The following is a 19,737-nucleotide window of genomic DNA, read 5'->3' on the forward strand; positions in this document are numbered from 1 at the left end:
ACGACGAGGTCGGTCCCCGCGGTGTTCGTGATCCTCGTCCGCTTGTAGTTCTCGGTGCCGACCCGCTTGGACTTGAAGTCCACCGTGTCCGGCCGGGCCTGGAGGGCGCCCCTGGCCGCGGAAGCCGAGGGTGCCGCAGCCGCCTCCTGGCCTGCCGCGGTGGGCTGGGGTGTCAGGAGCGCCAGGGCGGTCGCCGCGCCCGTCGCTGCGGCCACGAGGCTGCGGCGCGGGCCGGCGGTGGGGGTGGGTGCCTTCATCACGAGTCCTCTCGGTCGGCGGTCCCCTCCGTCGAGGGGTCGCGTCCCGACCTGCGCGCGGTCAATGCCTCGACCGGGCCATTGCCGCACCGACGCGGTCCGGCGGTGCCGACCCGACGACCCCAGGACGCCACTGCCGCACAGGGTTCGACAACGCCCACCACGGGAACGGGGGCTAGCGCAACGGCGCCGGTCGGGGCCAAGGTTGCCCCATGACTGCGCCCACCACCGTCGTCCTGTTCGGCGCCACCGGTGACCTCGCCAAGCGCAAGCTCATCCCCGGGCTGCTGCACCTGTTCCAGTCGGGACTCGTCGACGACATGCGCGTCGTGGGGACCTCGCTCGACGACCTCAGCCCCGACGCCTTCCGCGACCTCGCGCACACGGCCATCGCCGAGCACAGCACCCGCGAGCTCACCGACGAGGCCTGGCACGAGTTCGCCCAGCGCCTCGACTTCGTCCCTATGTCGGCCGGCCCGCAGGCGCTCGGCGACGCCGTCCGCCGGGCCGAGGAGCTCCTGCCCGGCGACGTCGACCAGCGGCTGCACTACCTCTCGGTCCCGCCCAGGGCGGCGCTCGCGGCGGTGCAGGTCATCGCCGAGGCGGGTCTCGTCGAGCGCAGCCGGGTGGTGATGGAGAAGCCGTTCGGCACCGACTACGCCTCCGCCGTCAAGCTCAACGCCCAGCTGCACTCCGTCTTCGACGAGGACCAGATCTTCCGGATCGACCACTTCCTCGGCAAGGAGGCGGCGCAGAACATCCTCGCGTTCCGCTTCGCCAACGGCCTGTTCGAGCCGATCTGGCACCGGAACAACATCTCCCACATCGAGATCGACGTCCCCGAGACCCTCGGCCTCACCCAGCGCGGCGACTTCTACGAGGCCACCGGTGCCTACCGCGACATGGTCGTCACCCACCTGTTCCAGATCCTCGCGTTCACCGCGATGGAGCCGCCGACGTCGCTCGAGCCGGCCGCCATCAGCCGCGAGAAGAACAAGGTCTTCCGCTCGATGCAGCCGATCCAGCCCACCGACGTCGTGCGCGGCCAGTACTCCGGCTACCACGACGAGCCGGGGGTGGCACCGGACTCCGAGACCGAGACGTTCGTCGCGCTGAAGTGCTACGTCGACAACTGGCGCTGGGCCGGCGTGCCGTTCTACCTGCGCACCGGCAAGCGGATGGCCGAGGGGGCGCGCATCATCTCCATCGCCTTCAAGGAGCCCCCGCAGTCGATGTTCCCGCCGGGCTCGGGCGTCGGCGACAACGGCCCCGACCACCTGACCTTCGACCTCGCCGACAAGTCACGGATGTCGTTGTCGTTCTACGGGAAGCGGCCCGGCCCGGGCTTCCGGCTCGACAAGCTGTCGATGCAGTTCTCGATGCAGGAGACCTCCTGGGCGGGCGCCGTCCTCGAGGCCTACGAGCGGCTCATCTACGACGCCGCGCGCGGCGACCGCACGCTGTTCACCTCGGCGTCCGGCATCGAGCGGCTGTGGGAGATCAGCCAGCCGCTGCTCGAGAACCCGCCGAACGTGCGGCCGTACGCCCAGGGCACGTGGGGCCCGAACCAGATCCACCAGCTCGTCTCGCCGTTCACCTGGCGCCTGCCCTTCGAACGGGCCTGGCGCGAACGCAAGTTCTAGGCCGAAGGGGCGCTGGTGCTGCGGCCGCTCTCGGTGCGCACGATGAGCGCGCGCGGCTGCACCTCGACCTCGAGGTGACGCGCCTCGCCGATGATGTCGCCGTCGAGCTCGACCTGCTGGGCGTGGTCGACGTGCACCGTGGCCTTCTGGCAGCGGAAGCGGTCGAGCGTCTTGGTCGTGCGGTCGCTCTTGGCCACGACCCGCGCGATGACCGACGCCCACGCCGCGATCCCGCGCGGCGAGATGACGACGATGTCGAGCGTGCCGTCATCGGGCTCGGCGTCGGGCATGAGGTTGATGCCGCCCGTGAGCTTGCCGCAGTTGCCGACGAGGATCGTGCGGGCGCGCAGCTCCATCGGGGCGCCGTCGTCGATGATGAGGCGCGCCTTGAACCGCTCGACGAGGAGGTTCTTCAGGCCGGCGGGGACGTAGGCGGTCCAGCCGATGCGGGCCTTGAGCTCCTCGGAGGTCTCGCTCATGATCGCGGCGTCGAGCCCGAGCCCCGCCATCACGAGGAATGCGTGGCGGCGCTGCCCCTCCGAGGCGCCCTCGCCGACGTGCTCCTCGAGGTGGGCCTCGTACGGGTCGAGCGTCATCCAGCCGACGTCGACGTGCCGGTTGCGGCCGGAGATCGCGACCTCGACCGCGCGGGCCAGGTCGTCGGTGGGGAGCTCGAGGTTGCGGGCGAGGAGGTTGCCGGTGCCGCCGGGGAGCAGCCCCATCGGGACGCCGGAGCCGACCATCTCCTGGGCCACGGCGCGCACGGTGCCGTCGCCGCCGAACGCGCAGATGACGTCGACGCGCTCCTCGAGGGCCCGGCGGGTCTGGCCGAAGCCGACGTCGTGCTCCTCGGTGGGGAGGAAGAGCGGCTCGTCCCAGCCCTGCTCGACGCAGACCTTGGTGATGGCGCCCTTCTCCACGGCCCCGTCGCCCTCGAGCTTGGTGGGGTTGAGGATGACGGCGAGACGCTTCAACGGGGGCACGTCCTCGGCATCGGGGCGGAAGGAGTCGCGCGTCGGGCGCGTGGTCGCGTGGCGCCCCTCGGCGCGGGACGACAGCAGGAGCCAGAGGCCCACCCCCACGAGGACCACCGCGAGGCCGGCGCCGGCCCAGGTCCACCACGCATCAGACACAAGAGTGCAAGGTACCGCACGGGTCGGTGACGTGACCTGCGCGTCTAGTCTTCGGGGCATGACCACCCCGCCGCAGGACGCCCCGGCGACGCCGCCGCCGGACGACAAGGACTGGACCTGGGTGCTGCGCGAGCCGTGCCCGGAGTGCGGGGTGTCGGTGGGCACGGTGGCGGGGGCGGAGATCGCCGGGCAGGTCAGGGCCTACACCGACCCCTGGGCGGCTGTCCTGGCTCGGCCGGATGCCGCGGTGCGCCCGGCGCCCGCCACCTGGTCGCCGCTGGAGTACGCGTGCCACGTGCGCGACGTCTGCCGGCTCTTCGACGAGCGGCTGCGGCTCATGCTCGAGCACGACTCGCCGCGGTTCGCGAACTGGGACCAGGACGAGACGGCGGTCGCCGAGCGGTACGACGCACAGGACCCCGCGACGGTGGCGGGTGAGCTGAGCGCGGCGGCCGGGGCGTGGGCCGCGTCGTGGGCCGCGGTACCCAACGACGCGTGGGACCGGCCCGGCTTCCGCTCGAACGGGTCGGAGTTCACCGTGCTGACGCTCGGCCAGTACGGCCTGCACGACCTCGCGCACCACCTCCACGACGTGGGGGTCGACCACCCGTGAAGCCCGAGCTGGTGTACCTCCTGCTCGGGGGGTCACTGCTCCTCGCCGCAGTCCTGCCCCAGGCCCTGCACCGCTGGGCGCTGTCGGCGCCGATCGTCCTCGTGGCCACGGGGATGCTCGTGGGCCTCCTGCCGCTCGCCGACGGGGTGGCGCTCGACCCGGTGGCGCTGCGCCCCGTCGTCGAGCACGTCACCGAGGTGACGGTGCTCGTGGCCCTGATGGGCGTGGGGCTGGCGATCGACCGGCCGCTGCGGCTGCGTGAGCGGGCCTCGCTGCGGGGGTGGTCGCCGGCGTGGCGGCTGCTCGCCATCGGGATGCCGCTGACCGCGGGCGGGGTGGCGCTGCTGGCGTGGGGTCCGCTGGGGATCGCGCTGCCGGCGGCGGTGCTGCTGGGGGCGGCGCTCGCCCCGACCGACCCCGTGCTGGCGTCCGACGTCCAGGTGAGCGGACCGACCCAGGAGGGCGACGTCGAGGACATCGACGAGGAGGACGAGGTCCGCTTCGCGCTGACGAGCGAGGCCGGGCTCAACGACGGGCTGGCCTTCCCGCTGGTGTACCTCGCGATCTTCCTGGCGTCGATGGGGCCGGTGGTCGAGTGGCTGCCCCGGTGGGTGGCGTGGGAGGTCGTGGGGAAGGTCGTGCTCGGGGTGGTGGCGGGCGTCGTCATCGGATGGGGGATGGCGCGGCTCGCGTTCCGGGCGCCGGCGCGGTCGCTGCGGCTGGCCGAGGTCGGCGAGCCGCTGCTCGCGCTCGCGGCGCTGCTCGTGGCCTACGGGGCGGCCGAGCTCGTGGGGGGCTACGGGTTCCTCGCGGTGTTCGCGTGCGCGCTGACGGTGCGCTCGCGGGAGCGCGACCACGACTACCACCGGCACATGCACGACGTCATCCACCGGCTCGAGACGCTCCTGACGCTCGTCGTGCTGCTCGGGCTGGGGTTCGCCATCACGAACGGGCTGCTGGCCCACCTGGACTGGCGGGGGGTGCTGGTCGGGGTGGCGCTGGTGCTCGTCATCCGGCCGCTGGCGGGGTACCTGTCGTTCGTCGGGCACGGGGCGCGGTCGGACGGTGGTGCTTCCGATGTTCCGGGGCTGGACGCGAAGGAGCGCCTGGCGGTGGCGTTCTTCGGCGTCCGCGGCGTGGGGTCGATCTACTACGTCGCCTACGCGGCCGGGCACGCGACCTTCCCGGAGGAGCGGTGGCTCTGGTCGACCGTGGGGTTCGCGGTGGCGCTGTCGGTCGTGCTGCACGGGGTGCTGGCCACGCCGGTGATGCGCCGCCTGGATGTCCGGCGCGAGCCCGAGCGCCAGTCCACCTGAGCCGGGGTCGCCGATCGCAGGGAGGTGACCCCGAACGTGCGACGCCGCGGCGTGGAATGGGGGTGCGGGCGCCGGGCGGGCGGTCCCACACTGAGGACGTGCCCTCCGTGTCGACGCTCCTGGCCTTCGCCGTCGCCTCCGCGATCATCATCGCCATCCCCGGACCGAGCGTGCTCTTCACGATCGGGCGGGCCCTGTCGGCCGGCCGGCGCGAAGCCTTGCTCACCGTCCTCGGCAACGCGTTCGGCATCCTCACCCAGATCTGCGCGCTCGCCGTCGGCCTCGGCCCGCTCATCGCCGCGAGCGCCACGGCGTACACGCTGCTCAAGCTCGTCGGCGCGGGGTACCTCGTGTGGCTGGGCATCCAGGCGATCCGCGACCGGCGCAAGCTCTCGGAGGCCTTCGCCTCGGGCGTCCCCACCCGCGCGGCCACCCTCCACGCGGTGCGCGCCGGCTACATCGTGGGCGTCACCAACCCGAAGTCCCTCGTCTTCTTCGCGGCCCTGCTGCCCCAGTTCGTCGACCCCACGCGCCCGGTCTGGCTCCAGCTGCTCCTGCTCGGCGCGGTCTTCACCGTCCTGGCCGTCATCGGCGACGGCTCGGTCGCCCTGGCCGCCAGCCGCGCGCGCGACTGGTTCGCCTCGTCACCCCGGCGGATGGAGCGGGTCGGCGGCGTCGGCGGCCTGATGATGGTGGGCCTGGGCACCGGCCTCGTCGTCACCGGCCGCCCCGACTGACCCCCGCGCGCACCCATCATCGGGTCGAGGTATTCGGCTGGTGTGCGGCACCGGCGGAATACCTCGAACCGATGATGGAGCCGCGGGAAGGTTGCGCGGTGCACGCGATCGGTTGCGTGGGGCAACGGTTTCGGGCGGGTGACCTTCGCAGGCGCGGGAAAGGGTGGCGCGAGGCCTGCTCCGGCGTCGATAAACTCCGACGGTGATCGACATCAAGCTGCTCCGGGACGACCCCGACCTCGTCCGTGCCAGCCAGCGCGCGCGAGGTGAGGACGAGGGTGTCGTCGACGCCATCCGCGAGGCCGACGAGCGCCGCCGCTCCTCGCTCACCAGCTTCGAGCGCCTGCGCGCCGAGCAGAAGTCGATGGGCAAGGACGTCGCCAAGGCCCAGGGCGAGGAGAAGCAGGCCCTGCTGGCCCGCACCAAGGAGCTCTCGGCGCAGGTCAAGGCTGCCCAGACGCAGGCCGACGACGCCCAGGTCGAGCTCGACCGGCTGATCCGCACCATCGGCAACGTCGTCGAGCCCGAGGTTCCCGCCGGCGGTGAGGACGACTACGTCGTCGTCGAGACCCTCGGCACCCCGCGCGACTTCGCCGCGGAGGGCTTCCAGCCGCAGGACCACCTCGCCCTCGCCGAGGCCCTCGACGCCATCGACATGGAGCGCGGCGCCAAGGTCGCCGGCTCGCGGTTCTACTTCCTCAAGGGCGCCGGCGCGCGCCTGGAGATGGGCCTGCTCGCCGCCGCGATGCAGAAGGCGATCCAGCACGGGTTCGTCCCGCTCATCACGCCGACCCTGGTCAAGGCCGACGTCATGGCCGGCGCCGGCTTCCTCGACCACCACGCCGACGAGGTCTACCGCCTCGAGGCCGACGACCTCTACCTCACCGGTACCTCGGAGGTCGCCCTCGCCGGGTACCACGCCGACGAGGTGCTCGACCTGAGCAAGGGCCCGATCCGCTACGCCGGGCAGAGCACCTGCTACCGCCGCGAGGCCGGCTCGTACGGCAAGGACACCCGCGGCATCATCCGGGTCCACCAGTTCAACAAGATCGAGATGTTCGTCTACTGCGCCCCCGATGACGCGGCCGCCGAGCACGAGCGACTCCTCGCGCTGGAGCAGGAGATGCTCGCGATGATCGAGGTGCCGTACCGCATCATCGACACGGCCGCGGGCGACCTCGGTGGCCCGGCCGCGCGCAAGTACGACTGCGAGGCGTGGGTCCCCACCCAGGGCCGCTACCGCGAGCTCACCTCCACCTCGAACTGCACGACCTTCCAGGCGCGCCGACTCAACACCCGGTTCAAGGGCGAGAAGGGCAACGAGGTCGCGGCCACCCTCAACGGCACCCTCGCCACCACGCGCTGGCTCGTCGCCATCCTCGAGAACCACCAGCAGGCCGACGGCTCGGTCGTCGTCCCCGAGGGGCTGCGCCCGTTCGTTGGCCTCGACGTCATCGAGCCCACCCGCTGACTCTCGGGTCGCCCTAGCTCTCGGCCTCGGTCGCGACGGGGAGGCCGGCGGCGGCGAACGCGCGCCCGAACACGGCCCGGATCACCGGCTCCTTGCGGGCGTTGTACTCCATGACGTCCTCGCCGGCGGCGGTCGAGGCCGCGGCCGAGCGGCGCTTGGCCTCCGCGTAGAGGTCCCGGTCGGCGGCATTGCGGCGCAGGTGGTCGCGGAACACCCGGTCGCGCCACGGCACCGGGCTGTCGGGGCCGAAGACGTGGAGGTTGGCCGCGGGGTCGCTGGCGCGCAGCATCCGGTGCTCCTCCCACCACGGCTCGCGGATGCGCAGGACGAAGCCCGCCGCCTCGAGCGCCGGTACGTAGGCGTCCTCGTCCGCGGGGTCGGCGATGACGAGGTCGAGGTCGATGATCGGCTTCGCCGCCAGCCCCGGCACCGACGTCGAGCCGATGTGGTCGAGGCCCAGGACCCGAGGGCCGAGGGCGCCGCGGACGCGGGCTTCGAGGGCGGCGAAGTGGTCCGGCCAGGCGGGGTCGGGGTCGACCACCACGATGTCGCGCCCCTGGACCTGACCGGGCACCAGGGCCGAGGCGCCGGCGGGTGGCGCGTCATCGGCGAACGACACGATCTGCTCCGGCGTGGCCACCCGCCCACGCTAGCCCCGCGCCACCCCGCCGCGAGTGCGCACGTGGCTGCCCCGGCGACCACTTCCGCACTCACCGCGAGGAGGGCCGGCCGCGAGTGCTCAGGTGGCTGCCCCGGCGACCACTTCCGCACTCACCGCGAGGAGGAGGGGGGCGTCCACCTCCGGAGGGAGGACGCCACGTGCGCCACGAACCTAGGCTGGGCGCCATGGCCTCCACCGTGTCGACCGCCGGAGCCCGCGTCCTGCGCTGGTTCGGCGTCGACGACCCGTGGGAGCGGCCCGCCCCGCCGATCGGCCGCTCCGACGTCCTCCTGGCCGTCGTCATCGGCGTGTTCGGCCTGTTCACGCTCGAGCTCGTCCGCAGCGTCGGGCCCCTCGAGGACGTCGGCTACCCCTGGGGCGTCCAGTGGCTCGCGGTCGCGTCGGGCGCCGCGCTCCTCGTCGGCCGCCGTCGCTGGCCCCTCACCGTCGCCGCCCTCGCGGCCGGGCACATGCTCGTCGTGGGCATCGCGATGCCGATGGTCATGGGCCAGTTCACGATGCAGGTCATCTACTTCGTCGCGATCATGTCGGGCGTCGCGTGGGCCCGCGACCGGCGCTGGATGCTCGTGGTGGTGGGCATCATCGTCGTCGTCATGTTCGTCTGGATCGCCCTGCAGTTCGTCGTCGGCACGGCCCTGCAGGACATCGTCGACGACGCCCAGGGCGGCAAGCGCTTCGGCGTCTTCGGCCCGGTCCCGGCCGCGGTCCTGCTCACCGTCCTCATCAACGTCGTCTACTTCGGCGGCGCGCTCATCACCGGGCGCAACCTGTGGAGCAGCGCCCGCCAGACCGCCATCCTCACCGCGCAGGCCGACACCATCACCGCCCAGGCCGACGAGCTGAGGACGCGCGCCGTCACCGAGGAGCGCCTGCGCATCGCCCGCGAGCTGCACGACGTCGTCGCCCACCACGTCTCGGTCATCGGCATCCAGGCCGCCGCCGCCCGCCGGGTCATGGGGCGCGACCCGGAGGCCGCGGGCCAGGCCCTCGAGGGCATCGAGGGCTCCTCGCGCGAGGCCGTCACCTCGATGCGCGGCCTGCTCGGCACCCTGCGCGAGGTCGAGCGGGTGCGCGGCGACGGAGCGGAGGCCGACCGCGCCCCCCAACCGACCCTCGCCGACCTCCCGGCCCTCGTCGAGTCGTTCACCACGCCCACCCGTCAGGCCGGCTTCGACCTCGTGGAGTCGGAACCCGGTGTGGCCCAACACCTTCCGGCAGCGCTCGCCCACTCCATCCACCGCACGGTGCAGGAGGCGCTGACCAACGTGGAGAAGCACTCCACGGCCAGCCGCGTCTCCGTCGTGCTGCGGGTCGAGGAACGCGTCGACGGCTTCGCCGAGGTCGAGGTGGTCGACGACGGCCGCCCGCGCCCCGGCACCTCGGGCAGCGGGCTGGGCCAGCTCGGCATCCGCGAGCGGGCGGCCTCGCACCGCGGCACCGTCGAGGTCGGGCCGCGCTCCAACGGAGGCTACCGCGTGCGCGTCCGCTACCCCTGGGGAACCGGCGCCGAAACCGCTGTCCCCGAGCCCGACTCGCGCACCGCCGGCCTGCGGAGCGTCTCGTGACCCGTGCCTCTGACGCCGCCCCCGACGCGGCCCCCGAGGCGTCCGCGCCCGCCCGGCTGCGCGTCCTCCTCGTCGACGACCACGCCATGGTCCGCTCCGGCTTCGCCCTCATGCTCAGCGTCGAGGACGACGTCGAGGTGGTCGGCGAGGCCGCCAACGGGGCCGAGGCCGTCGTCGTCGCCCGCGAGACCCGGCCCGACGTCGTCCTCATGGACGTCCAGATGCCCGTCCTCGACGGCATCGAGGCCACCCGACGCCTCGTGGCCGAGGACCTCGGCAAGGTCGTCATCCTCACGACGTTCGACCGCGACGACTACCTCTTCGACGCCCTCGCCGCCGGCGCCAGCGGCTTCCTGCTGAAGAACGCTGAGCCCGAGCAGCTCGTCGAGGCGGTCCGCGCCATCGGCCACGGCCACGGCCTCCTCGCACCAGAGGTGACCCGCCGCGTCATCGAGCGGATGACCGGGGAGCGCGGCGCCCCGCCCCGTCCCGAGGCGCCGGAGCTGGCCCGGCTCACCGAGCGCGAGCGGGAGGTCCTCGTCCTCATGGCCCGCGGCCGGTCGAACGCCGAGATCGCCCGCGAGCTCTTCCTCGGCGAGGCCACCGTCAAGACGCACGTCTCGAACTGCCTCGCCAAGCTGCACCTGCGCGACCGCGTCCAGGCCGTCGTCTTCGCGTACGAGGCCGGCCTCATCACCCCGACGGAGGGGTGAACCCACCCGCGGGCTGATCCCGTGGGCGCCCCGCACGCCTAGCGTCGGGGTCATGTTGGAGATCAACGCGCTCACCCGCCGGTTCGGCGAGACCACGGCCGTCGACGGCGTCACCTTCGACGTGCGCCCGGGCCTGCTGACCGGCTTCGTCGGCGGCAACGGCGCCGGCAAGACGACGACCATGCGGATGGTGATGGGCGTCCTCGGCATCGACGGGGGCGAGGTGCTCTGGCAGGGCCGCCCCATCACCGCCGTCGACCAGCGGCGCTTCGGCTACATGCCCGAGGAGCGTGGCCTGTACCCGAAGCAGCGCGTCCTCGACCAGCTCATCCACCTCGCCCAGCTCAAGGGGATGACGGCCGCGGCGGCCCGCGCCACCGCCACCGAGCACCTCGAGCGGTTCGGCCTCGCCGAGCGGGCGCGCGACCACGTGCAGAAGCTCAGCCTGGGCAACCAGCAGCGGGTGCAGGTCGTCGCCGCGCTGCTCCACGACCCCACGGCGCTCATCCTCGACGAGCCGTTCTCCGGCCTGGACCCGATGGCCGTCGACTCGATGGTCGACCTGCTGCGCGAGCACACCTCGCGCGGCGTTCCGGTGCTCTTCTCCAGCCACCAGCTCGACCTCGTCGAGCGGCTCTGCGACCGCCTCGTCATCCTCGCCCGGGGGCGCGTCGTCGCCTCCGGCGAGGTGGAGGAGCTGAGGGCCGGCGGCCCGGTGCGCTACCGGCTGGCGCTCGCCGCCGATGCCGGCTGGGTGCGAGGGCTGCGCGGCATCCACGTCGTCGACGTCGACGGGCCGACCGCGCTCGTCGAGGTCGTCGAGCCCGGCGCCGAGCAGGACGTCCTGCGCGAGGCGGCCGCCCGCGGCCCCGTCCGCGAGTTCACCCCGGTGCGACCGGCACTGGCCGACATCTACCGGGAGGTGGCGGCATGACCACCACGACCGACCGTCCCACGACGACCCCCACCACAGTCCGCGAGGGCGGCGCGGCCCGGGCGCCGTGGCTGCTCATCGCCAAGCGCGAGATCGTCGTCAAGCTCACCGACAAGTCCTTCCTCATCGGCACCCTGGTGACCCTGCTGTTCATCGCCGGGTTCATGGGCTGGTCCGCGTGGGACGCCTCGAAGACCTCCACGTACACGGTGGCCTCGACCTCGGCGGACCGCACGATGGCCGACCGGATCGCCGCGGACGCCCCCGACCTCGACGAGGACGTCGCGGTCACCGTCGTCCCCGCCGCCTCCGATGACGCGGCCCGCGCCCTGGTCCGCGAGGGCGAGGCCGACGCCTGGCTGCACCGCGGCGGCGACGGCTGGGTGCTCACCACCGACGACGGCCCCGAGAGCACCCTGATGGACGTGACGAGCCAGGTCGTGCGCACCGCCTCCCTCGACCGGGCCGCCGGAGCCCTCGGCACGACCACCGCCGAGCTGCTCAAGGGCAGCGAGGTCAGCTCCCAGTACCTGCGCGGCGACGCCGACAAGGCCGACCTCGCACAGGGCGTGGCCTTCGCCTTCGCGTTCCTCTTCTACATGGCGTCCCTGCTGTTCGGGATCCAGCTGGCCAACAGCGTCGTGGAGGAGAAGCAGTCGCGGGTCGTCGAGATCATCGCGACATCGATCCCGGTGCGGCAGCTGCTCTTCGGCAAGGTCATCGGCAACAGCGTGCTGGCCGTGCTGCAGATGATGCTCTACGCCGGGGTCGGTCTCGCCGGGCTCGCGGCCACGCCGTACGCGAGCCTCGTGCCCTCCATCAGCGGGCCGATCGCGTGGTTCCTCGTGTTCTTCGTCGCGGGGTTCGTGGCGCTGGCGTCGCTGTGGGCCGTGGCCGGGTCGCTGGCGTCGCGGGCGGAGGAGGTCCAGAGCACGTCCGGCCCGATGACGATCGTCGTGCTGGCGGTCTTCTTCGGCGCGATGTTCCTCGACGGCACGGTGCGCACGGTGTTCTCGTTCGTCCCACCGTTCTCGGCCGTGCTGATGCCGACGCGCGTCCTCGAGGGCGGGACGGCGTGGTGGGAGCCGTTCGTGGCGCTGGCGCTGCTCGTGGCGGCGGCCTGGGCCGTGGTGGTCGTGGCCGAGCGGCTGTACCGGCGCTCGCTGCTGCAGACCGGCGGGAAGCTCTCGATGCGCCAGGCCTGGTCCGCGCCGGAGTAGCCCCGCGAGTGGTCGGCGGACGGGCAGTTTGACGGTCGGCCGAGGGCTGTGAGTAAGGTAAGGCTTACCTAACCACGCCTTGCCGTACTCGTCCGGAGGTCCTCATCATGCCGTCCCGCCGCCACGTGCTCGCCGCCGCCCCAGCGGCCGCGCTCCTCGCCCTCGCCGCGTGCTCGACGGGTCCGTCGGGCGGCTCGGCCGCCACCTCCGGCACGGGGGCGAGCGCCGCCGCGGCGGCCTACCCGGTCACCGTCACCCACGCCCACGGCAGCACCACCATCGCGAAGCCCCCCACCCGCATCGCCACCATCGGCTGGGCCGACGCCGACGTCGTCACCGCGCTGGGGATCACCCCCGTCGGTGCGCCGAAGATCACCTGGGGCGGCAACGCCAAGGGCTCCACCGACTGGTTCGACGCCCAGCTCACCAAGATCGGCGCCACCGACGGCGACGTCACCCGCTACGACGACTCGGCCGGCATCCCCTTCGACGCCATCGCCGCCACGCGCCCCGACCTCATCCTCGGCCTCAGCTCGGGCGTCTCCAAGGAGGAGTACGACAAGCTGAGCAAGATCGCCCCGGTCGTCGCCTACACCAAGGCCCCGTGGGGCACCCCGTGGCAGGACCAGCTCGCCACCATCGGCACGGCCCTGGGCAAGGACGCCGAGGCCGCCCGGCTGAAGGCCGACACCGAGAAGACCATCGCCGACGCCCTCGCCGCGCACCCCGAGGTCAAGGGCAAGTCGGCCGCCTGGGCGTGGTTCAGCCCCACCGACCTGTCGACCATCGGCCTCTACACGACCAGCGACCTGCGCCCGCAGATGCTGCGCGAGTTCGGCTTCGTCGACTCCCCGACCGTCGTCGACCTCAGCGAGGCCGACCCGTCGGCGTTCTCGGTGAACCTGTCCGCCGAGAAGGCCTCCACCCTCGATGCCGACCTCGTCGTCTTCTACGCCGAGGAGGGCGCCGGCGCCGACGCGATCACCGGCAACGCGCTCCTCGGCCAGATCCCGGCTCTGAAGAGCAAGCAGTACGTGGCCAGCGCCGACAACGCCGTGGCCTTGTCGATGTCGCTGCCCAGCCCGCTGTCGGTGCGCACCGCGGTCGAGAAGTTCCTGCCGAAGATCGTCTCGGCGCTGAACGGCACCCCCGCGTCGTGACGGCCACCCTCTCCGACCCGCCTCGAGTGCGGAAGTGGCTGTCCCGGCCGCCACTTCCGCACTCGCGGCCGGGTGGTGGGCGCCGGACCGGCGGGTCGGCGACGCGGGTCCCGATGGCGTGGGCGCTCGTCGCGTCCCTCGTCGCCGTCGCCTTGACCGTGGGTGCCTCGCTCCTCCTCGGTGTCCAGGACCTGGCGCCCGGTGCGGTGCTCGACGCCGTCCTCGGCCGGGCGACCGACGCCGAGACGGCGGCCGTGGTCGCGTCGCGCATCGACCGCACCGTCATCGGCCTCGTCGTCGGGGCGGCCGTGGCGCTGAGCGGGGTCGTCCTCCAGGGGCTGACCCGCAACCCCATCGCCGAGCCCGGCATCCTCGGGCTCAACTCGGGGGCGGCGCTGGCCGTGGTGCTCGGCATCCGGTTCCTCGGGATCTCCACCGTGACCGGGTACGTCGTCGCCGCCATCGTCGGCACCGTCGCCGTCGCGGTCCTCGTCCAGTCGCTGACGATGATGGCGCCCCGCGCGAGCGCGCCGGTGTCGATGGCGCTGGCCGGCGCGGCCGTGATGGCCCTGGCGCAGAGCATGATCGGCGCGGTGCTCGTCACCGACCGGGGCGCCCTCGACAGCTTCCGCTTCTGGCAGGTGGGCTCGGTCGCCGGGCGCGACGCGGGCCAGGTGCTCGACGTCCTGCCCGTCCTCGCGCTCGGCGCGCTGCTGGCCCTCACCGCCGGGCCCACCCTCAACGCCGTCGCCCTCGGTGACGACCTCGCCCGCGGCCTCGGCCAGAACGTCGTCCTGCACCGCGGGCTGGCCGCCGCCGGCGCGGTGCTGCTCGCGGCCACTGCCACCGCCCTGGCTGGGCCGATCGCCTTCGTCGGGCTCGTCGTCCCACACGTCGCGCGCGCCCTCGTCGGCGTCGACCACCGCCGCCTGCTCGTCGTCTCCGCCCTACTGGGGCCGGCGTTCGTGGTCGCGGCCGACGTCGTCGGCCGCCTCGTCTCGAGCCCCTCGGAGGTGCAGGCCGGCATCGTCTGCGCCGTCCTCGGAGCGCCGGTGCTCGTCGCCGTGGTCCGTCGGGTCAGGGGCCTGTGATGACGACCGCCGTCTCCGCGCCCACCGCCACCACCGACCCCGTCGGCGACGCCAACGACGTCACGACCACCACGGCCGACGCCCTCGCCCGCGCCCGACGCGCGCCCCGACGCCGCCGCGTCGCCGTGGTCGCAGTGCTCCTCATCCTGCTCGTGGCCCTCGTGCTGGTCCGCGCGCTGCTCGGCGACTACCGGGTCAGCCTCCCCGACGCCGTCCGCATCATCGGCGGCGAGACCATCCCCGGCGCCTCCTTCGTCCTCATGGAGTCGACCTTGCCGCGGGCCCTCATGGCCGTCCTCGCGGGGGCGGCGTTCGGGGCGGCCGGAGGCGCGTTCCAGGTGATGCTGCGCAACCCGCTCGCCAGCCCCGACGTCCTCGGCATCACCCTCGGCGCGAGCGCCGGCGCGGTCGTCGCCGTCGTCGTCGTGGGGGCGCGGGGCACCACCGTGACCGTGGCCGCGCTGGCCGGTGCCGTGCTCGCGGCGGCCCTCATCCTCAGCCAGGCCGGAGGTCGAGGTGGGGCCACCGGCCGCATGGTCCTCGTGGGCGTCGCGCTCGCGGCGGGGCTGTCGGCCGTCGTGCACTGGGTCCTCGTGCGGGCCAGCATCTACCAGGCGCAGGACGCGCTCATCTGGCTCAGCGGCAGCCTCAACACGGTGACCTGGGCCGACATCGCCCGGCTCCTCGCCATCGACGCCCTGCTCCTCCCGCTCCTGCTCGCGCTCAGCGGTCGCCTCCCCGTCCTCGGCCTCGGCGACGACCTCGCCGCGGGGCTCGGCGTGCGCGTCGGCCGGTTGCGGGTCGGGGTGACCGTGCTCGTCGTGGCCCTTGTCGCCGCGGCCACCGCCGTCGTCGGGCCGGTCGCGTTCGTCGGCTTCCTCAGCGGCCCCGTCGCCAGGCGCCTCGTGCCCGGCCGCCCGGCGGTGGGGGTCGCGGCGCTCGTCGGGGCGGTCGTCGTCGTCGGCGCCGACCACCTCGCCGCGTACGGCATCCCCGGGACTGCCCTGCCCGTCGGGGTCGTCACCGGCGCCCTCGGCGCCCCCGTCCTGCTCTGGATGCTCCGCTCCCGCACGACCCAGGAGGCCCGATGACGATGACCGACCCCACCCCCGCTGCCCCCCCGCGCCCGGCGAACGTGGGTGAAAAGCGTCGCCCTGCCGACGGTTTTCACCCACGTTCGGCAGACCCCGGGGAGGCCGCCGAGCCGAGGCTGCGCGCCCGCGACCTCCGGCTCGCCTACGACAGCCGCGTGGTCGTCGACGGCGTGACCCTCGACATCCCCACCGGGCGCACCACCGTGGTCGTCGGCCCCAACGGCTGCGGCAAGTCGACCCTGCTCCGGGGGCTCGGCCGCCTGCTCAAGCCCCGCGGCGGCTCCGTCCTCCTCGACGGCGACGAGATCGGCTCCCTCCCCACCCGCGAGGTCGCCCGCCGGCTCGGCCTGCTCCCGCAGCAGCCGATCGTGCCCGAGGGCGTCAGCGTCCTCGAGCTCGTCGAGCGTGGCCGCCACCCCCACCACGGGCTGTTCGGCACGTGGGGCCGTGCCGACGAGGAGGCCGTGGCCGCCGCCCTCGAGCGCACCGACCTCGTGCACCTCGCGGGAGTCCCGGTCGACAGCCTCAGCGGCGGTCAGCGGCAACGGGTCTGGCTCGCCATGGTCCTCGCGCAGTCGACGCCGGTCCTCCTGCTCGACGAGCCCACGTCGTTCCTCGACATCGCCCACCAGCTCGACGTCCTCGACCTCGTTCGCTCCCTCTGCGACGAGCAGGGCACCACCGTGGTCATGGTCCTGCACGACCTCGCGATGGCCGCGCGCTACGCCGACCACCTCGTCGCCATGCGTGACGGCGAGGTCGTCGCCGAGGGCGCCCCGGCCGAGGTCGTGACCCCCGAGGTCATCGCGTCGGTCTTCGGCGTCGCCGCCCACGTGATCCACGACCCCGAGACCGGCACCCCGGTCGTCATCCCCCGCAGGAGGCAGCAGTGAAGGTCGCCGAGAAGGTCTACCTCAAGGCCGCGCGGATGCAGTGGCGCCTCACCACGGCGTCGCCGGTCCTGCGCGAGGACCAGCCGCAGTTCGCGATGACGGTCGTCGCGGTCGCCGACCTCGGCGGCGGGATGCGGCGGGTCACCTTCGAGGCACCCGAGCTCACCGACTTCACCTGCTGCGGCCCCGACGAGTACTTCGGCCTGATGATGCCGCGCCCCGGCCGCGCGCTCGTCCTGCCCGACCCCGAGCCGCTCAACGTGCGCGCCTCCATCGCCGACCTCGCCGAGAACGACCGGCCCGACCTGCGCTGGTACACGATCCGCGCGCACGACCGCGTCGCCGGACGGATCGAGGTCGACATCGTCACGCACGGCGACTCCGGTCCGGGCTCGGCCTGGACCGTGCGCGCCGTCCCCGGCGACCGGGTCGGCTTCCGCGCCAGCGGCGCGCTCTACCGGGGGCTGGAGGTCGCGGGCCGGCAGGTGCTCGTCGCCGACGAGACGGCCGTGCCCTCGGTGGCGGCCATCCTCGAGGCGCTCGGGGGTCCGCAGGCCGCGGCCGAGCGAGGCGTCGAGGTGCACGTCGAGGTGTCGGACCCGGCCGTCCTCGAGCAGTACGACCTCGGCCCGGCGCACGTCCACGTGCGGCGCGGCCTCCCGGGCAGCGCCGTCGTCCCCGCGCTCGACCAGCACCTCGCCGCCGGCGGGGAGCCGGTGGCGTACGCGTGGGCGTGCGGCGAGTCCGACCTCGCGGCCGGTGCCCGGCGCGCCCTGGTCCGGCACGGCGTGGACCGCCGCCGCATCTACTTCTGCGGCTACTGGAAGCTGGGCCAGGCACGCGGCTGACCGGCGGCGACTGACCGACCGGGCCCGGCGTGACAGGGCGACGTCAGCCGAGCGGCGCGTCGTCGCACCGGACGAGACCCCCGCGGGGGCAGTGGCTCACCACGCCTGGAGCTTCGTGGGCACCACCTCGATCACCACGTGGAACTTCTCGGCGATGGCCTCCAGGCCCATGCCGTACGCCTCCATCGCGGCGGCGTACTTGGCCGTGTAGGCCTCGCCGATCTCGGGCAGCCACTCGGTGGACGAGCGCTCGCTGATCGCGGCGGACCCCTCGAGGATGACGACGCCGTCGCCATCGGCGCGGGTGTGCAGGTGCAGCAGGGCGGGGGACCCCCGACGCACGTTGCGGACCTTGGCGGTGTCGGGCTCGCTCATGACCAGGGCTCGATCCTCGTGCCAGTAGAACCAGACGGGCACGGCGTGCGGGCTGCCGTCGGCCCGGACCGTGGTGAACCAGCCGATGACGTCGCTGCCCAGCCGCTCGAGCGCCGCGACATGCGTGGCGTCGGTGGGGTCGAGGACCAGGGGTGCCTTCTCGCTCATGCACCGACGCTAGCGCCGCCCCCCGACACCCGCCCCGCCATCGAAACGTGGGTGATAACCGTCGCCCTGCCGACGGTCTTCACCCACGTTCGCGGACGACACCCGTGCCGGACCGTTCACCGGGGCGTCACCTCGCGCCGGTAGCGTCGGTGGCGATGACAACCCCACACCTGGTCTGCCTCGACATCGACGGCACCACCGTCAACCACGAGGGCGAGCTCTCCGAAGCCGTGCGCCTCGCCGTCCGGGCCGTCGCCGACGCCGGCCACCACGTCACGATCGCCACCGGCCGCGCCATCATCGGGACGCTCCCCGTCCTCGACCGGCTCGACCTCCTCACCGGGTACGCGGTCTGCGCGAACGGCGCCGTCACCCTGCGCCTCGACCCCGACCTCGACGACGGCTACGAGATCATCGAGGCCGTCACCTTCGACCCCGGGCCCGCGCTGAAGGTCCTGCGTGAGGAGTTCCCCTCGGCGCTCATCGCGGTGGAGGAGCTGGGGGTCGGCTTCAAGGTGTCGGCGCCCTTCCCCGAGGGCGAGCTCGACGGCACCCCTCGCGTCGTCCCCTTCGAGGAGCTGATGGCGACGCCCGTCACCCGCCTGACCATCCGCGACCCCGAGAGCACCAGCGAGGAGTTCATGGAGCGCACCGAGCAGATCGGACTCCACGGGGTGGAGTACGCGGTTGGCTGGAGCGCGTGGCTCGACATCAACCCGGAGGGCGTCTCGAAGGCCGCCGCGCTCGAAGGAGTGCGCCGCCGCCTCGGCGTCGAGCCGATGCACACCGTCGCCGTCGGGGACCAGCGCAACGACCTCGAGATGCTGCGCTGGGCGGCCCGCGGCGTGGCCATGGGCAACGCCCCCGACGAGGTCAAGGCCGCCGCCGACGAGGTCACCGGCCACGTCGACGACGACGGCCTCCTCGCCGTCCTCACCTCCCTTCCCTGAGCCCGCCGAGATCCGACCGCGCCGATGTGGCCGCGGCATCCCGGCAGGTGGGAAGGTGACGCCATGAACTCCTCCGACGTCTCCACCGCCGCCGCCAAGGCCGGCGACCACCCCGTCGTCGAGTGGGGGGCCCGGCTCGGCTACGTCGCGGTCGGCCTCATCCACCTCGTCATCGCCTGGATCGCCCTCAAGGTGGCGTGGGGTTTCGGCGGCGGGTCGAAGAAGGCCGACACCTCGGGTGCGCTGTCGACCCTGTCGTCGTCGGGGACCGGCGCGGTCCTGCTCTGGGCCTGCGCCGTCGGCTTCCTCCTCCTCGCGGTCTGGCAGGTGACCGAGGCCGCGGTTCGCTTCCAGGACACCGGTGACCGTGTGAAGGCCGCCTCGAAGGCCGTGCTCTACGTGGTCTTCGCCTGGACGACCTTCAAGGTCCTGACGGGCGGCTCGGCCGGGTCGAGCGAGAAGCAGACCGAGGACTTCACCGCCGGTCTGATGGGCAGCCCGGGCGGGCGGCTGCTCGTGGGGGTCGTCGGGCTGGTCGTGCTCGGCATCGCGGTCTATCACGTCCACAAGGGCTGGAAGAAGAAGTTCCTCGAGGACCTGCGCGAGCACCCGGGCGACTGGGCCGTGCACGCGGGCCGCATCGGCTACATCTCCAAGGGCATCGCCCTGCTCGTGGTCGGTTTCTTCTTCCTCGTCGCGGCCGTGCAGGCCGACCCCGACAAGGCCCAGGGCCTCGACGGCGCGCTGAAGACGCTCAAGGACCAGCCCTTCGGCCCCGTGCTGCTCACCCTCGTGGCCATCGGCCTCGCGGCCTACGGCGTCTACTCCTTCGCCCGCTCGCGGTACGCCCGCGTCTGACCTGGCGTCCTGGCGC

The 19,737-nt window shown here is 73.3% G+C and carries 19 protein-coding genes; 16 read left to right on the forward strand and 3 right to left on the reverse strand.

Annotation, left to right across the window (positions count from 1 at the left end):
* Positions 1-469: 469 nt before the first annotated feature.
* Positions 470-1,900 (forward strand): glucose-6-phosphate dehydrogenase, encoded by a 1,431-nt coding sequence (gene zwf, locus ACFLFB_RS01215; RefSeq protein ID WP_392543884.1) that lies wholly within the window; start codon positions 470-472, stop codon positions 1,898-1,900.
* On the opposite strand, the gene ACFLFB_RS01220 is transcribed toward zwf, so the two are convergent.
* On the reverse strand, positions 1,897-3,033 hold the full coding sequence (locus ACFLFB_RS01220; protein ID WP_392543885.1) for a diacylglycerol/lipid kinase family protein: 1,137 nt from the start codon (positions 3,031-3,033) through the stop codon (positions 1,897-1,899). The two genes, zwf and ACFLFB_RS01220, sit on opposite strands and share 4 nt — an antisense overlap.
* Positions 3,034-3,091: 58 nt before the next feature.
* On the opposite strand from ACFLFB_RS01220, the gene ACFLFB_RS01225 reads away from it, so the two are divergent.
* The 4 genes from ACFLFB_RS01225 to serS all read left to right on the forward strand — a co-directional run bounded on the left by ACFLFB_RS01225 (position 3,092) and on the right by serS (position 7,170).
* Positions 3,092-3,646 carry a DinB family protein gene (locus ACFLFB_RS01225; RefSeq protein WP_392543886.1) on the forward strand — a complete coding sequence of 185 codons (555 nt, stop codon included), beginning with the start codon at positions 3,092-3,094 and terminating at the stop codon, positions 3,644-3,646.
* A complete protein-coding gene (locus ACFLFB_RS01230) occupies positions 3,643-4,962 on the forward strand; it encodes a cation:proton antiporter (protein WP_392543887.1) in 1,320 nt (439 codons plus the stop codon). The genes ACFLFB_RS01225 and ACFLFB_RS01230 overlap by 4 nt, the downstream gene beginning before the upstream one ends.
* Before the next feature lie 98 nt (positions 4,963-5,060).
* Complete coding sequence (locus ACFLFB_RS01235; RefSeq protein ID WP_392543888.1) at positions 5,061-5,699, forward strand: LysE family translocator; 639 nt, start codon at positions 5,061-5,063, stop codon at positions 5,697-5,699.
* A 202-nt stretch (positions 5,700-5,901) separates the two neighbouring features.
* Positions 5,902-7,170: a serine--tRNA ligase gene (gene serS, locus ACFLFB_RS01240; RefSeq protein ID WP_392543889.1), complete on the forward strand. Its 1,269-nt coding sequence runs from the start codon at positions 5,902-5,904 to the stop codon at positions 7,168-7,170.
* A gap of 13 nt (positions 7,171-7,183) precedes the next feature.
* Here serS and ACFLFB_RS01245 read toward each other — a convergent pair whose 3' ends face one another.
* Entirely contained in the window at positions 7,184-7,810 is a 627-nt protein-coding gene (locus ACFLFB_RS01245; RefSeq protein WP_392543890.1) for a GrpB family protein, read from the reverse strand.
* Positions 7,811-8,016: 206 nt separating this feature from the next.
* On the opposite strand from ACFLFB_RS01245, the gene ACFLFB_RS01250 reads away from it, so the two are divergent.
* The 9 genes from ACFLFB_RS01250 to ACFLFB_RS01290 all read left to right on the forward strand — a co-directional run bounded on the left by ACFLFB_RS01250 (position 8,017) and on the right by ACFLFB_RS01290 (position 17,370).
* The gene (locus ACFLFB_RS01250; protein WP_392543891.1) at positions 8,017-9,417 is read left to right on the forward strand and encodes a sensor histidine kinase; all 1,401 of its coding nucleotides are present in this window, start codon (positions 8,017-8,019) and stop codon (positions 9,415-9,417) included.
* Complete coding sequence (locus tag ACFLFB_RS01255) at positions 9,414-10,130, forward strand: response regulator (RefSeq protein ID WP_392543892.1); 717 nt, start codon at positions 9,414-9,416, stop codon at positions 10,128-10,130. Before ACFLFB_RS01250 ends, ACFLFB_RS01255 begins: the two co-directional genes overlap by 4 nt.
* Before the next feature lie 52 nt (positions 10,131-10,182).
* Complete coding sequence (locus ACFLFB_RS01260) at positions 10,183-11,064, forward strand: ABC transporter ATP-binding protein (RefSeq protein WP_392543893.1); 882 nt, start codon at positions 10,183-10,185, stop codon at positions 11,062-11,064.
* Positions 11,061-12,284 carry an ABC transporter permease gene (locus ACFLFB_RS01265; protein WP_392543894.1) on the forward strand — a complete coding sequence of 408 codons (1,224 nt, stop codon included), beginning with the start codon at positions 11,061-11,063 and terminating at the stop codon, positions 12,282-12,284. Before ACFLFB_RS01260 ends, ACFLFB_RS01265 begins: the two co-directional genes overlap by 4 nt.
* A 107-nt stretch (positions 12,285-12,391) precedes the next feature.
* A complete protein-coding gene (locus ACFLFB_RS01270; RefSeq protein ID WP_392543895.1) occupies positions 12,392-13,444 on the forward strand; it encodes an iron-siderophore ABC transporter substrate-binding protein in 1,053 nt (350 codons plus the stop codon).
* A 113-nt stretch (positions 13,445-13,557) separates the two neighbouring features.
* Complete coding sequence (locus tag ACFLFB_RS01275) at positions 13,558-14,535, forward strand: FecCD family ABC transporter permease (protein WP_392543896.1); 978 nt, start codon at positions 13,558-13,560, stop codon at positions 14,533-14,535.
* Positions 14,535-15,626, forward strand: coding sequence for an iron chelate uptake ABC transporter family permease subunit (locus ACFLFB_RS01280; protein ID WP_392543897.1), 1,092 nt, complete (start codon positions 14,535-14,537; stop codon positions 15,624-15,626). The genes ACFLFB_RS01275 and ACFLFB_RS01280 overlap by 1 nt, the downstream gene beginning before the upstream one ends.
* Entirely contained in the window at positions 15,623-16,522 is a 900-nt protein-coding gene (locus ACFLFB_RS01285; RefSeq protein ID WP_392543898.1) for an ABC transporter ATP-binding protein, read from the forward strand. The genes ACFLFB_RS01280 and ACFLFB_RS01285 overlap by 4 nt, the downstream gene beginning before the upstream one ends.
* Positions 16,519-17,370 (forward strand): siderophore-interacting protein, encoded by an 852-nt coding sequence (locus ACFLFB_RS01290; protein ID WP_392543899.1) that lies wholly within the window; start codon positions 16,519-16,521, stop codon positions 17,368-17,370. Before ACFLFB_RS01285 ends, ACFLFB_RS01290 begins: the two co-directional genes overlap by 4 nt.
* A gap of 96 nt (positions 17,371-17,466) precedes the next feature.
* Here the strand turns inward: ACFLFB_RS01290 and ACFLFB_RS01295 are convergent, their stop codons facing one another.
* Positions 17,467-17,913, reverse strand: coding sequence for a pyridoxamine 5'-phosphate oxidase family protein (locus ACFLFB_RS01295; RefSeq protein ID WP_392543900.1), 447 nt, complete (start codon positions 17,911-17,913; stop codon positions 17,467-17,469).
* Between the two features lie 155 nt (positions 17,914-18,068).
* Here ACFLFB_RS01295 and ACFLFB_RS01300 point away from each other — a divergent pair, with 155 nt between their 5' ends.
* Positions 18,069-18,863, forward strand: a complete 795-nt coding sequence (locus ACFLFB_RS01300) for an HAD family hydrolase (RefSeq protein WP_392543901.1) — start codon at positions 18,069-18,071, stop codon at positions 18,861-18,863.
* A 63-nt stretch (positions 18,864-18,926) separates the two neighbouring features.
* Complete coding sequence (locus tag ACFLFB_RS01305; RefSeq protein ID WP_392543902.1) at positions 18,927-19,721, forward strand: DUF1206 domain-containing protein; 795 nt, start codon at positions 18,927-18,929, stop codon at positions 19,719-19,721.
* Positions 19,722-19,737 lie beyond the last annotated feature (16 nt).

Source organism: Oryzobacter telluris (assembly GCF_043099285.1).
Lineage (GTDB): Bacteria > Actinomycetota > Actinomycetes > Actinomycetales > Dermatophilaceae > Oryzobacter > Oryzobacter telluris.